The 12934-nt window shown below is 69.9% G+C and carries 13 protein-coding genes and 2 pseudogenes; 10 read left to right on the top strand and 5 right to left on the bottom strand.

Annotated features, from left to right (window positions below):
- Window positions 1-17: 17 nt before the first annotated feature.
- The gene (mmsB, locus tag CFB46_RS24405; RefSeq protein ID WP_089501554.1) at window positions 18-908 is read left to right on the top strand and encodes a 3-hydroxyisobutyrate dehydrogenase; all 891 of its coding nucleotides are present in this window, start codon (window positions 18-20) and stop codon (window positions 906-908) included.
- A 117-nt stretch (window positions 909-1025) separates the two neighbouring features.
- On the opposite strand, the gene CFB46_RS24400 is transcribed toward mmsB, so the two are convergent.
- Window positions 1026-1358: a hypothetical protein gene (locus tag CFB46_RS24400; RefSeq protein ID WP_027782724.1), complete on the bottom strand. Its 333-nt coding sequence runs from the start codon at window positions 1356-1358 to the stop codon at window positions 1026-1028.
- Window positions 1359-1582: 224 nt separating this feature from the next.
- Window positions 1583-1944 (bottom strand): annotated as a pseudogene (locus CFB46_RS24395) (cytochrome C); the annotation flags it as partial.
- A gap of 262 nt (window positions 1945-2206) precedes the next feature.
- Between CFB46_RS24395 and CFB46_RS24385 the strand changes: the two are divergent.
- On the top strand, window positions 2207-2968 hold the full coding sequence (locus CFB46_RS24385; RefSeq protein ID WP_027782722.1) for a DUF4397 domain-containing protein: 762 nt from the start codon (window positions 2207-2209) through the stop codon (window positions 2966-2968).
- Between the two features lie 75 nt (window positions 2969-3043).
- Here CFB46_RS24385 and CFB46_RS24380 read toward each other — a convergent pair whose 3' ends face one another.
- Window positions 3044-3595 (bottom strand): DUF3005 domain-containing protein, encoded by a 552-nt coding sequence (locus tag CFB46_RS24380; protein WP_089501553.1) that lies wholly within the window; start codon window positions 3593-3595, stop codon window positions 3044-3046.
- A gap of 187 nt (window positions 3596-3782) precedes the next feature.
- Here CFB46_RS24380 and CFB46_RS24375 point away from each other — a divergent pair, with 187 nt between their 5' ends.
- The 5 genes from CFB46_RS24375 (at window position 3783) to CFB46_RS24350 (ending at window position 8427) form a co-directional block, all read left to right on the top strand.
- Window positions 3783-4031, top strand: coding sequence for a hypothetical protein (locus CFB46_RS24375; protein WP_230469084.1), 249 nt, complete (start codon window positions 3783-3785; stop codon window positions 4029-4031).
- 253 nt (window positions 4032-4284) lie between these two features.
- The gene (locus tag CFB46_RS24365) at window positions 4285-5835 is read left to right on the top strand and encodes an NCS1 family nucleobase:cation symporter-1 (RefSeq protein ID WP_089501552.1); all 1551 of its coding nucleotides are present in this window, start codon (window positions 4285-4287) and stop codon (window positions 5833-5835) included.
- A gap of 21 nt (window positions 5836-5856) precedes the next feature.
- On the top strand, window positions 5857-6585 hold the full coding sequence (locus tag CFB46_RS24360; RefSeq protein ID WP_089501551.1) for an aspartate/glutamate racemase family protein: 729 nt from the start codon (window positions 5857-5859) through the stop codon (window positions 6583-6585).
- Between the two features lie 61 nt (window positions 6586-6646).
- Entirely contained in the window at window positions 6647-7831 is a 1185-nt protein-coding gene (locus CFB46_RS24355) for a LysR family transcriptional regulator (RefSeq protein ID WP_089502329.1), read from the top strand.
- Between the two features lie 164 nt (window positions 7832-7995).
- Complete coding sequence (locus CFB46_RS24350) at window positions 7996-8427, top strand: DUF1090 family protein (RefSeq protein WP_089501550.1); 432 nt, start codon at window positions 7996-7998, stop codon at window positions 8425-8427.
- 87 nt (window positions 8428-8514) lie between these two features.
- Here the strand turns inward: CFB46_RS24350 and CFB46_RS24345 are convergent, their stop codons facing one another.
- Window positions 8515-10074 (bottom strand): MFS transporter, encoded by a 1560-nt coding sequence (locus tag CFB46_RS24345; RefSeq protein ID WP_089501549.1) that lies wholly within the window; start codon window positions 10072-10074, stop codon window positions 8515-8517.
- A gap of 100 nt (window positions 10075-10174) precedes the next feature.
- On the opposite strand from CFB46_RS24345, the gene CFB46_RS24340 reads away from it, so the two are divergent.
- Window positions 10175-11053 carry a LysR family transcriptional regulator gene (locus CFB46_RS24340; protein ID WP_089501548.1) on the top strand — a complete coding sequence of 293 codons (879 nt, stop codon included), beginning with the start codon at window positions 10175-10177 and terminating at the stop codon, window positions 11051-11053.
- Window positions 11054-11216: 163 nt separating this feature from the next.
- Window positions 11217-12203 (top strand): ABC transporter substrate-binding protein, encoded by a 987-nt coding sequence (locus CFB46_RS24335; protein ID WP_089502328.1) that lies wholly within the window; start codon window positions 11217-11219, stop codon window positions 12201-12203.
- Between the two features lie 28 nt (window positions 12204-12231).
- On the opposite strand, the gene CFB46_RS24330 is transcribed toward CFB46_RS24335, so the two are convergent.
- Window positions 12232-12606, bottom strand: a complete 375-nt coding sequence (locus CFB46_RS24330; RefSeq protein WP_089501547.1) for a phage protein NinX family protein — start codon at window positions 12604-12606, stop codon at window positions 12232-12234.
- A gap of 120 nt (window positions 12607-12726) precedes the next feature.
- On the opposite strand from CFB46_RS24330, the pseudogene CFB46_RS36580 reads away from it, so the two are divergent.
- Window positions 12727-12925 (top strand): annotated as a pseudogene (locus CFB46_RS36580) (TauD/TfdA family dioxygenase); the annotation flags it as partial.
- Window positions 12926-12934: the final 9 nt, after the last annotated feature.

Raw genomic sequence — 12934 nt, 5'->3', positions numbered from 1 at the left:
GCATGGGGAGCCACGACATGGAAATTGCATTCATCGGACTCGGCAACATGGGCGGCCCCATGGCCGCCAACCTGCTCAAGGCCGGCCATGCGCTGACGGTATTCGACCTCGACGCGCACGCGGTCGACGCCGCGGTGCGCGCCGGCGCGACGGCGGCCGCCTCGCCGCGCGACGCCGCGGCGCGCGGTGCGGTCGTGATCACGATGCTGCCGGCCGCGCAGCAAGTGCGCGCCGTCTACCTCGGCGACGACGGCGTGCTGGCCGGCGCGCGCGCCGGCGCGACGCTGATCGACTGCAGCACGATCGATCCCGGCACCGTGCGCGCGGTGGCCGAAGCCGCCGCGCAGCGCGACTTCCCGCTCGCCGACGCGCCCGTGTCGGGCGGCACCGGCGGCGCGCAGGCCGGCACGCTGACCTTCATGGTCGGCGCGGACGGCGCGCTGTTCGAGCGCATCCGCCCGGTGCTGCTGGACATGGGCAAGAACGTCGTGCACTGCGGCGGCACCGGCACCGGGCAGATCGCGAAGATCTGCAACAACCTGCTGCTCGGGATCTCGATGATGGGCGTGGCGGAAGCGATGGCGCTGGGCGCCGCGCTCGGCATCGAGCCGGCCGTGCTGGCCGGCATCATCAACACGTCGACCGGCCGCTGCTGGAGCGCGGACACGTACAACCCGTATCCGGGCGTGAGCGACACGGCGCCGGCCGCGCGCGGCTATGCGGGCGGCTTCGCGGCGAACCTGATGCTGAAGGATCTCGGGCTCGCGACCGAAGCCGCGCGCAGCGCGCATCAGCCGGTCTGGATGGGCGCGCTCGCGCAGCAGCTGTATCAGTCGATGAGCCAGCAGGGGCTCGGCACGCTCGACTTCTCCGCGTGCGTGAAGCTGTACGAGGCGCAGCCCGCCTGACCCGCCCGGCCGTCGCCGGACGTGCGCCGACCCGCGATGTGCCCTGAACGGCATCGCGGGTCGGTTTGCATGCGGGGGGAAGAAAAACGCGGGCGGCGTAATCATGCCGCCGCTCGGTCAACCGCGCGGGTTCGACGCCGTCTCGAAGGTCGGATGGCACTCGAACGCGAGTTCGGAACGTGCGTCGATGCGGCGGCCGGCGGTCAGCGATTCCTGCTTCACGCTCGCGCGCATCCCGCGCTGCGTGCAGTAGTTGGTGGCTTCGCTGACGGCCTTCTCGTGGGCGTCGGCCCACGTCGTCGACACGCCGACCGTGCGCGTCGTCACGGTATATACGTTCGGGTTCGACGTCGCGGTCACGTCGGAAGCAGTCGAACACGCGGCGAGCAAGCATGCAGCAGCCGCAATGGTCAACCATCGCAGGGTTCGGAAAGAGACTGGAATGGACATGGAAGGCAAGCGCACGCCGGTCGACGTGCATTGAGCAACATAGGCGACAGTATGCCTGCTGGATCGCCGGAGATCATGCCCCTTTCAGTGAACACATTGTTTCGAATGGTTAAACGATGGCCGAATCAGGCAAGATTTACAGCCGTCGCCGGCCATCGTTTTCGTCCGGCAGGTCATTTCGCCCGGCACGCCCGCCGGCCCGGGCGCTCACGCCGGCGCGACGGTCAATGCGCACCCGCCTGCCGGATTCCCGCGGACGCTTGCGCGACGTTTCGCCACGCCGGCTGCCGCGGCGCGTAGCGAGCGCGAATGTATGCGGCAGGCTCGGCCATCTGGCGATCGTCGAACGCATCGCCGAAGCCCGGCATGTAGCCACGCCGATCGGTGGCCGGCTGGTCAACCCGGTGGTGCAGCACGCGCAGCAAGTTGTCCGGCGTCGCCTGGCTGACGCGCTCGTGTTGAGTCCCATCAGCGGACCCACGCCGCGATGCCCGACGCCGCCCGATTTCCGCAGGACAGACCGCGCACGCCGCGTCGCACGCGCGCCGCTGTCGAGGCCGAGCGTCGCGATGGCTTCCGCTGCCTTTTTACAATCTCGCCGATCGCGCGGCCTGCCTCACGTTCTCCGCGTCGTCCCACGCACGCCGCCATCCCTGTGCATAGCGCTTTTCGCCTCCGCGCCGCCGTCGCTCGCCGCTTTTTTCTCCGCACAGGCACGTCGATTGCGCCATCCCCGCGCCCGCCATCCGGTGGACAGCCATCTTCCTTCCAACCGGCGCTGCGCCCCGCGCGATTCCTTGCGCGGCGGTCCGGCATCGCAATGCAGGTTTCCTGAACGAGAGGACGACATGAAATCAATACGAACGATAGTGGCCCTGTGCTCGGTCATCTCCGTGCTCACAGCATGCGGCGGCGGCGACGACGCCGGGACCGAACTCGGCATCTCGAAGCCGCAGGCGCGCTTCATCAACGCGGTGCCGGCCGGCCCGAACCTCGACTACTACCTGAATGCGAAGATCGACCAGTCGGGCGTCGCGTACAAGGGCGTGACGCGCTATCACGACGTCGATTCGGGCACGCAGAACGCGAGCTACGACGTGTCGGGCACGACCTCGACCATTGCGTCTCAATCGTTCAGCGCGGCGAACGGTCACCATTACACGACGATCGCGCTGCCGAGCACGACGTCGCTGATCTCCGTCATCGACGATCCGTACGCCAAGGGCCTGCTGTCGGACAAGGCGCGCGTGCGCAGCTTCAACGCATCGCCGAACGCGCAGAACGTGGACGTGTACGTCGTGCCGCCGGGCACCGACATCACCACGCAAAGCCCGACGATGGCGGGCGCGGCCTACCAGAATGCCGTGCCGGCGACGACGCAGGATTCGGTCTACCTGAACGGCGGCACCTACCAGGTGATCGTCACGACGGCCGGCAGCAAGTCGCCGATCCTGAAGACCGCGCCGGTCAGCATCGGCAACAACGCCGACTGGCTGCTCCTGACGATTCCGTCCGGCGGGGTGGGCGACGTGACGCCGAACGATATTCACGTACTCGTCGCGCAGGGCAACAACGCCGATACGTCCGCGCAAGAACTGGGGCCGCAGTAAGGGCCGAAAACGGTTGCGGCGGCCGATGCAACATGCATCGGCCGCCGCGTGTCGAATACCGGTATCAATCCGGTATCAGTCGTCGGACCGTTCGAGGCAGATCACATGCTCCGCGCGCGTCCCGTCGCCGTGCTCGATGTCGACATCGCCGACATGGCGTACGCGCCAGCCCGGCCGCGTCGCGATCTGCGGCATGTTGCCGGACGGCCGGCTCTCGATGCCGCCGAGCCCTTCGTCGGGCGTATCGACCGCTTCGTCGAGCGACGCGTTCGAATAGATCACGTTGTCCTGCAGCTCGGACGCGCCGGTGCGGGCCTCCATGCCCTTGCCGTCGACGTCGACCGTGTTGTCGGTCATCGCCATGTTCGCGTTGTCGAGCGTGACGATCCGGCCGGCCGCCCGGCGCACCGGATCGCCGCTGTCGACCGCATGCGCGCTTACGTCGATCGCCGGCAGGCCGGTCGGCATTTTCCCGGCGACCGCCTCCGGCGTCAGCGGACGCCGCGCCGTCTGCGCGGCCTGGGTCGCCGCGTCGGGCATGTCGCCGGCCGCCGGCGTCTTCACCGGGCTCTTCTCGATCTGTTCCCGCTGCTTTTCGGGGGTAGGGTTCGATTCCGCGTTCTGCATCGCACCTCCTTGGCCGGCCCGCGGACGCCGGCGTCACGCCAACGCCGCCGGGCCGGAAATCGCTACAACGGTCCTTGCAAATCTTTCATGCGCACGGCCGCACACGCGCGCCATCCGGCGCGCGTGGCACCGGCACGGCACCGCCGGCGGACGGCACGCTCGCGCGCCGCCCGCCCGACCGCCAACCGTGCGTCAGCCGCCGCTCGCGCCGGCCGGCGCGGAAGCAGCGCCCGGCATGCTTGCACCGGTATCGCCGCTGCTGCCGGCCGCCCCGCTGCTCGGCATGCCCGATGGCGCGGTCGAAGGCGCGGCCGACATGCCGCTCGCCGCGCTCGAGTCGGAACTGGCTGCGCCGTTGTCGCCCTTCTTCTGGCAACCCGCGCCTGCCGCCAGGCCCGCGATCAGGATGCCGGCGAAGACGGCTCGCGATACGTGACGAAATGAATATCGCTGCATGACACCTCCGCTGATGTCGATGTGGATGGAACCCGCTAATTCGCAATTTGCGTGCCGTCCCCGGCCGCCGCGGCCGCGTGCGTCGCATTCATTTTTCGAATGACGCCCAGCCGAATATTTAATTTCCCATCGTCAGGCCCGCCGCCCATACTCGGGAACAAATCCGAGACATAACGTCCACGGCGGCCGGGGCCGCGCTGCGTACACACGCGGCGCGGTTTCGCGCCCCGCACATGGAAGGAGACAACGGCGTGCAACTGGAAGCCATCCACCGCGCGGGCCTCGGGCTCGGCGCGGACGACACATCGCATCGAACCGACACGGCCGCGCGCGATCCCGCGCTGAGCCCGCGGCTGCACAACCCCGATCTCGCGCCGACCAAGGCCGAAGGCCGCACATGGGGCCGCTACAGCATCTTCGCGCTATGGACCAACGACGTGCACAACATCGCGAACTACTCGTTCGCGATCGGGCTGTTCGCGCTGGGCCTGTCGGGCTGGCAGATGCTCGCGTCGCTCGCGATCGGCGCGGTGCTCGTGTACTGCTTCATGAATCTCACCGGCTACATGGGCCAGAAGACCGGCGTGCCGTTCCCGGTGATCAGCCGGATGAGCTTCGGCATTTACGGCGCGCTGCTGCCCGCGATGATCCGCGCGGTGATCGCAATCGCATGGTTCGGCATCCAGACCTATCTCGCGTCGGTCGTGCTGCGCGTGCTGCTCACCGCGATCTGGCCGGGCCTCGCCGCCTTCGACCAGAATGCGATCTTCGGGCTGTCGACGCTCGGCTGGATCACGTTCGTCGCGATCTGGCTGGTGCAGATCGGCATCCTCACGTACGGAATGGAGACGGTCCGCAAGTACGAAGGGCTCGCCGGCCCGGTGATCCTCGTCACGACGCTGTCGCTGGCCGCATGGATGCTCAGCCGCACCGGCGGCCATCTCGCGATGTCGATCGGCAAGCCGATGACCGGCCTGAAGATGTGGACGCAAATCCTCGCGGGCGGCTCGCTGTGGCTCGCGATCTACGGCACGCTGGTGCTCAACTTCTGCGACTTCTCCCGTTCGTCGCCGAGCGCGAAGACCGTGCGCGTCGGCAACTTCTGGGGCCTGCCGGTCAACATCCTCGTGTTCGCGACGATCAGCTTCGTGCTCGCGGGCGCGCAGTTCAAGCTGAACGGCCACATCATCCACAGCCCGACGGAAATCATCGCGACGGTGCCGAACAAGCTGTTCCTCGTGCTCGGCTGCCTGGCATTCCTGATCGTGACGGTGGCCGTGAACATCATGGCGAACTTCGTCGCGCCGGCCTTCGTGCTGACGAGCCTCGCGCCGCACCGCCTGTCGTTCCGCCGCGCGGGCCTGATCAGCGCGACGATCGCCGTGCTGATCCTGCCGTGGAACCTGTACAACAGCCCGATCGTGATCGTCTACTTCCTGTCCGGCCTCGGTGCGCTGCTCGGCCCGCTGTACGGGATCATCACGGTCGACTACTGGCTCGTGCGCAAGCAGCGCGTGAACGTGCCCGATCTCTACACCGAAGCGCCGTCCGGCGCCTACTTCTACACGCGCGGCGTGAACCGCAAGGCGCTCGCGGCGCTCATGCCGTCCGCGCTGATCTCGATCACGCTCGCCGTCGTGCCGGCCTTCAGCGCGATGACGCCGTTCTCGTGGCTGCTCGGCGCCGCGATCGCGGGCAGCGTGTACTGGCTGCTGGCCGATCGCAAACGGCACTACGAAGCGCGCTCGGGCGAACCCATCGCGGTCGCCTGCGCGCAACACTGACACACGCATACGGAGTCACCGATGAGGATCCTGGTAGTCAACGTCAACACGACCGAGTCGATCACCGACGCGATCGCCGCGCAGGCGCAGGCCGCCGCGTCGCCCGGCACGGAGATCGTCGGGCTGACGCCGCGCTTCGGCGCTGAGTCGATCGAAGGCAACTTCGAGAGCTACCTCGCGGCGATCGCCGTGATGGATCGCGTGTTGAGCTACGACGAACCGTACGATGCGGTGATCCAGGCCGGCTATGGCGAACACGGCCGCGAAGGGCTGCAGGAACTGCTGACGGTGCCCGTCGTCGACATCACCGAAGCGGCCGCGAGCATCGCGATGCTGCTCGGCCATCGCTACTCCGTCGTCACGACGCTCGACCGCACGGTGCCGCTGATCGAGGATCGCCTGAAGCTCGCCGGGCTCGACGCGCGCTGCGCGTCGGTGCGCGCGAGCGGCCTCGCGGTGCTCGAACTCGAAGAGAACCCGGCCCGCGCGATCGAGTCGATCGTCGGTCAGGCGCAGCGCGCGGTGAAGGACGATCACGCGGAAGTGATCTGCCTCGGCTGCGGCGGGATGGCCGGCCTCGACCGGCAGATCGAGGAATGCACGGGTGTACCGGTGGTCGACGGCGTGTCGGCGGCGGTCGCGCTCGCCGAGTCGCTGGTGCGCCTGAAGCTGAAGACGTCGAAGGTCCGCACGTACGCGCCGCCGCGCCCGAAGCGGATCGTCGGCTGGCCGGGAACCTTCGCAAAATGATGGCCCGCCGGCCGGTTGCCGCGTGGCGCGCACGCCCCGTCTCGCCGGGAAGCGTATCGGCATGCGGAACCCGCTAGACCCGCCGGCCCTGCCCCGCGACGCGTCCGACGCCGCGGGCGCGCTCGACGTGCTCGATGCACGGCTGATGCGCGTCCTGCTCATGCTGCTGACCGAGCGTACCGTGTCGCGTGCGGCCGTGCGCCTGAACATGTCGCAGCCGGCGACGAGCGCCGCGCTCAAACGCCTGCGCACGCTGCTCGGCGATCCGCTGCTGGTACGCAGCCGCTACGGGATGGTGCCGACCGAGTTCGGCGCGCGGTTGATCGAGCCGCTGCGTAACGCGCTGCGCGTGATCGACTTCATCCGCATCCAGCAGCCGATGTTCGACGCCCGCACGTCGGTGCGCACCTACCGGGTCGGCTGCCCCGACTACCTGAACGTGCTGTTCGTGCCGAAGCTCGTCGCACTGTTTCGCGAGCGGGCGCCGAACGCGCAGCTGGTGTTTCATCCGCTCGGCGACGGCTTCGACGACGAGCGCGCGCTGGCCGACGGCGAACTCGACGTCGTGATCGACAACCGGCCCGCACGCCGGTCGCGCTTCCGGCAGGACGACCTGTTCGACGATCGCGTCGTGTGCCTGATGCGCGCGACGCATCCGCTCGCGCGGCGCGGCGCGATGACGGCGGCCGGGTTCGCGGCGGCCCCGCAGCTGTGCCCGACGCCGTCGTGGCTCGAAGCGTCCGGCGCGATCGACCGGCAGCTCGAACGCGTGGGCCTGCAGCGGCGCATCGTCGTCACGCTGCCGCACTTCGAGCTCGCCGCGCATGCGCTCGTGCGCAGCGACCTGATCCTCACCACCACGTACCGGCTCGCGCGGCACTACGCGAAGCTGCTGCCGCTCGCCGCGGTCGCGCTGCCGGCCGAGCCGCCGGACATCGTGTACCGGATGACGTGGAATGAATCGGGATCGTGCGCGGAAGGCGGTCGGTGGCTGCGCGCACTGATTGCCGAAGCGACGCGCGCATGGCTCGACGCCGAGGCGATGCTGCCGGCGGTCGCAGCGTTCGCCGCGGACGTCGCTTCCCGGGCCGATGCGGACACCCCGACGACCGCGCCGGCCGTGGTCGATCCGCCCGAGCCCACCCGGCGCACGCGCCGCGAACCGGCCGCGCATTGTCACGCATCACACACGGCGCGCGTCGCGCAGGCGGCACGCATCCATCGCATCGCGACGAAGTCGCACTGACTGGCGCCGCACCTGGGCCGAAAGCGTGCGCTCGACCGCTGCATGTCAGACCGGTCCTATTTACCCGCGCCGCGTCGACTCGTCAGAATGGCGCCTTGAACACGTACCGACGGACGTCGCCTCGCGAACGCCCGTAGCCGCCGTATCGAATCGAGGAAATCCGCATGAAGAACGCACTCATCGCGCTGGCCGTCCCGGTCGCGCTATTCGCGAGCACCGGCGCATTCGCCGGCACTCAGGACTGCGCGACGCGCATCCGCGCGCTACACACGCAGATCGACAACGCGAAGCGCTTCGGCAACACGCAGCAGGCGATGCACCAGCAGGCCGCGCTCGAACGAATCAAGGCCAACTGCACGGACGCCGGCCAGCTCGCACGCGCCGAACGCAAGCTGACCGACAAGGCGCGTGACCTGCGCAACGCGGAAGACGAAGTACGCAACGCGGAGGCGCGCGTCCACCAAGCCGAAGCACTCGGCGACGCAAAGAAGCTGAACAACGCGCAACGCAAGCTCGCCGACAAGCAGGCGAAACTGCGTAACGCCACGCGCGACCTGCACGACGCGCGGATCGATCGCGACGCGCTGAAAGGCTGACGGATCGAAACGACGTGCCGCGCGAGTACGGGCAGCACCGATAGCGACACGCTCAACCCGAACGTCGACAGCAGAGCGTGCGCGACGTCACGCCCCTCCGCGCACCGGTTGCGCAAGCAACTTGTACGCGACGACGGCCGCACCGAGCGCCAGCACGCCGCTCACCGTCAGCGCAGCGGCGAACCCGCTTGCGAACGCGACCGGCGCCGCCTGCGCGAGCGCACCGGCAGCCGACGGCGGCACGCAGTCGAGCGCCCGCGCGAGGTCGCCAGCCAGCAGGCTCGACATGAAAGAGGCATCGGCGAACGCGCGCAGGCCGGGGGTCGCGGACAACAGGCTCACGAGCCGGGCATGCGTACTCGCGGCCAGCACCGCGCCGAGCACGCCGACGGCCGTGACGATCGCCGAGAAGCGCGTCGTCGTGCTGATGCCCGACGCCATGCCCGTGCGATTCGGCGGCACGCACGCCATGATCGCCTTCTGCGTGTCGCCGTTCATGATGCCGGCGCCGCACCCCGTCACGAACATGCCGAGCGCGACGAGCCGATAGTCGCCGCTGGCGGCCAGCGCCGCGGTCGCGAGGTTGCCCGCGCCGATCAGCGCGAGCCCGCCCGCCAGCACGCCGCCGGACGACACGCGCGCGGCGAGCGACGGGCCGGCGATCATCGCGACCGCGAACGGCAGCATCCCGAGCCCCGCGTCGATCGCCGACATCCCGAACGCGTTTTGCAGGTACAGCGGCAGGAACGTCATCATCACCTGCGCGCACGCCGCGTAACCGAACATCGCGAGCACGGCGCCGACGAAGCGTGGCTGGCGGAACAGCGCGAGATCGATCATCGGCCGCGCCTGCCAGCGCTCCGCGCCGATGAATGCCGCCAGCAGCGCGGCCGCGAGCGCGAGCCGACCAAGCGTCGCGGCCGACAGCCAGCCGTGCGACGGCGCGCCGATCAGCGCCGCGATCGCACAGGCGAGCGCCGCGCCGAACAGCAGACTGCCGGCCGCGTCCACGCGTTTCGCATGCGGATCGTTCGATTCGTCGATCGCGACGCGTGCGCCGGCCGCCAGCAGCACGCAGACGGGCAGGTTCAGCAGGAACACCCAGCGCCACCCGATCCATTGCGTGATCGCGCCGCCGACGAGCGGCGCTATGGCCGTCGCGATCCCCATGCACATGCCCCAGATCGCCCACGCGCGCGCCCGTTCGCGTCCGTCCGGGAAACGGTTCGCGATTACCGCGAGCGCCGCGGTCAGCAGCAGCGCGGCGCCGCCGCCCTTCACCGCACGTGCGGCGATCAGCCAGCCGGCCGACGTCGCGATGCCGCAGCCGAGCGACGCGACGAAGAAGAGCGCGAGCCCCGCGAAGAGCATCCGCTTGCGCCCGAAGCGGTCGGCGAGCCCGCCGGCCGGCAGCAGGCACGCGGCGAACGCGGTCATGTACGCGCTCACGACCCATTCGATGTCGGCGAAGCTCGCGTGAAAGCCGCGCGCGATGCTCGGCAGCGACACGGCCACCACGTTCGTATCGAGCACGATCAGCGAGCAGGTTGCGGATGCGACGGCAAGGGTCGCGGCCGCAGGCAGGCGGGTGCGCGCGTGCGGGGCGACAGCCGCGCTCGCGCGCGACGCCGGTGAAGACTGGGACATCGGCCACTCCGGAACAGGACGAACGAGCCGTATGCTAGGCTTGTCCGGTATTGCCTGTCATTGATGCTTCAATGCTGTTTTATTGACGAAAATTGCAACCATGGGCCAGCTCGAATTCCGTCACGTACGCGCGTTCCTGAGCGTCGCGCAACACCTGCATTTCGCGCGCGCGGCCGAAGTGCTCGACATGGCGCCGCCCGCGCTCACGCGGCAGATCCAGGAAGCCGAGCGCGTGCTCGGCGTGCGGCTCTTTCACAGGTCGCGCCGCGCGGTCACGCTGAGCGCGGCCGGCGAGGCCTATCTCGCGCAAGCGCGCGCCGCGCTCGACCATCTGCAGCGCGGCCGCGAACTCGCCACGTTGGCAGAACGCGGCGAACTCGGCCGGATCGAGATCGGCTACGTGTCGTCGGCCGTCTATTCGGGCACGCTGCAGCGCACCGTCGGCGCGTTCCGCGCCGCGCATCCGCGCATCGAGCTGAACCTGCGCGAAGTGCCGATGGACGACGTCGCGAACCAGCTCGACGTGGGCCGGCTCGACCTCGCGTACGTGCGCCCGCCGCTGCCGCTACCGGGCGGGCTGCGGATCGTCACGCTACAGCGCGACGTGTTCGTCGCGGCCGTGCCGGCCGATTCGCGCTATGCGGCGATGGCGGCCGTGCGCGCGGCTGACCTCGCCGACGCGCGCTTCGCGGTGCCCGAACAGGAGCTCGGCACGCTCGAAGTCGCGCGCCGCGGCCGCTTCGCGCCGGTCGTCGCCGCGCGGCCGGGCGGCCTGCTCGCGGTCCTCGCGTGCGTATCGGTGAACGGCTGGGTCGCGGTGATTCCCGATGCGCTCGCCGGTTGCGTGTCGCTGCCGGGCGTCGTGTACCGGCCGATCGCCGGCAAGCCGATCAAGTCGGAACTCGCGCTCGCGCACCGGCGGTTCGAAAAGGCGCCAGCCGTACGGGCCTTCCTGCGCACGATTGCGCCGGCCGCGTAAGGCGGCCGCGCAAGCGCCCGGGCGTCGGCGCGCCACCGGGCCGCACCGCCCGCCCCGTGCGAATATGCATTTCACGATTCGATGTTTGTCGGCCGGAAACCGATTCCGTAACCTGCCCGGCAGCCGCGCCGCCCGCGCGCGGATCACCGAGGACACGCCGCCGATGAATCACTCTTTCGCCACGACACGCCGCCGCGCGCTGCAGCGCCTTGCCGCCCTCGCCGCCGCGCCGCTCGCGGGCGGCCTCGCACTGCCCGCCCGCGCGGCCGGCGCCGACCTGTCGGGCGTCACGCTCGTGCTCGGCGACCAGGCCGGCGGCCTGCGGGCGCTGGCCGAAGCGGCGCGCGTGCTCGACGGCACCCCGTACCGGTTTCGCTGGGCCAACTTCCAGGGCGCCGCGCCGCTGTTCGAAGCGCAGCGCGCGGGCGCGATCGATCTCGCGCCGGCCGGCGACCTGCCCGTCCTGACGGCCGCGCTCGGCGATCCGTCGTTGCGGATCGTCGCGACGCGCGTCGGCTCGCCGACGTCGCTCGGCATCGTCGTGCAGCCCGACTCGCCGGTTCGCACGGTGGCCGATCTGAAAGGGCAAACCGTCATCGTGTCTTCGGCGCGCGGCAGCATCTCGCAATACCAGTTGTACGGCGCGCTGCGCGAACACGGGCTCGCGCCGCGCGACGTCGACGTGCGCTTCGTGCTGCCGGTCGACGCGTTCGCCGCGTTCGAGGCGAAGCGGATCGGCATCTGGGCCACGTTCGATCCGTACTACGGGCATGCGGTGCGACGCGGCGCGCGCATCGTCCGCGACGGCAGCGGCATCAATTCGGGGCTCGCGTTCCTCACGTCGCCGGTCGAAACCCTCGACGATCGCGGCAAGCGCGCGGCGCTCGCGGACGTCCTCGCGCGGCTCGCCCGTGCGGGCCAATGGGCGCTCGCGCACCCGGCCGACTACGCGAGCGTCTATGCCTCGCTCACGCGCCTGCCGCCCGACGCGGCCACCGATATCGCGCGCCGGGCCGCGCTCGCGCAGCGCAGCCTCAGCGGTGCCGACATCGACGTGCTGCAGCGCGTCGCCGATCGCGCGGCGGCGGACGCGATCCTGCCGCGCCGCGTCGACGTCGCGTCGATCGCCATCCGGAACGTGACGGCCTGAGTGGTACCACGCGGGGCGGCGCACGCGTTCAGCGCGGCCGCGCCATATCGAGATCCGGCACGTCGTCGCCGAACGTCGACGCGACGAGCGTGCGCATTGCGGCGATCAGCAACGTCGGCCCCGACTGATTGAACGTGCAGCGCTCGCCCGCGGCCGGCACGGCCCGGTGCAACACCGCGCGCCACGCGCCCCGCCCGCCGTCGCGCTCGAACGCGGCGAACGGCAGCCGCTCGACGATCGGGCCGCCGTCCGCCCACGACGACGATGGCGCGAACGGCGTCGGCACACCGCCCGGTTCGCGAATCACCGTGCATGCCGACGTGTCGATGCGCGGGTCGACGAGGTCTTGCGCCATCGCCACCCAGTAGTCGAGCGTCGCGCCTGTCAGGTCCTGGACTTGCATGGCTGTCTCCGTATGACCGTTCTCTTGAACGACATCCTGGCTGTCGCGTGCGCTACGGCGAGGACTGCGTCCCGTGCGCGACGTGGTTTCGTCCCCCGTCGCACTGCGATAAGCATAATTCAACCCCGCCGCATCGCGTTCCGGGGCAACCTTGCGGCCGCGCATCTCGCACCCCGTCGACCTCTTCGATCTCGACTGAGACCGCCAGCGCTATCGCACGACGGACACCGGCAACGTGCCGATCGGCCCCGACGGCCGGCCGTCGGTCACGTGCGAAGGCACGCCGATCGACACGGCCGCGGCCGTCGCGCTCTGCTGACGCGGCGAA

Origin of the sequence: Burkholderia sp. HI2761 (assembly GCF_002223355.1) — a bacterium.
Classification (GTDB): Bacteria; Pseudomonadota; Gammaproteobacteria; order Burkholderiales; family Burkholderiaceae; genus Burkholderia.
The sequence above is the reverse complement of the archived record's forward strand: the minus strand, read 5'-3'. Positions and strand labels throughout refer to the sequence as shown.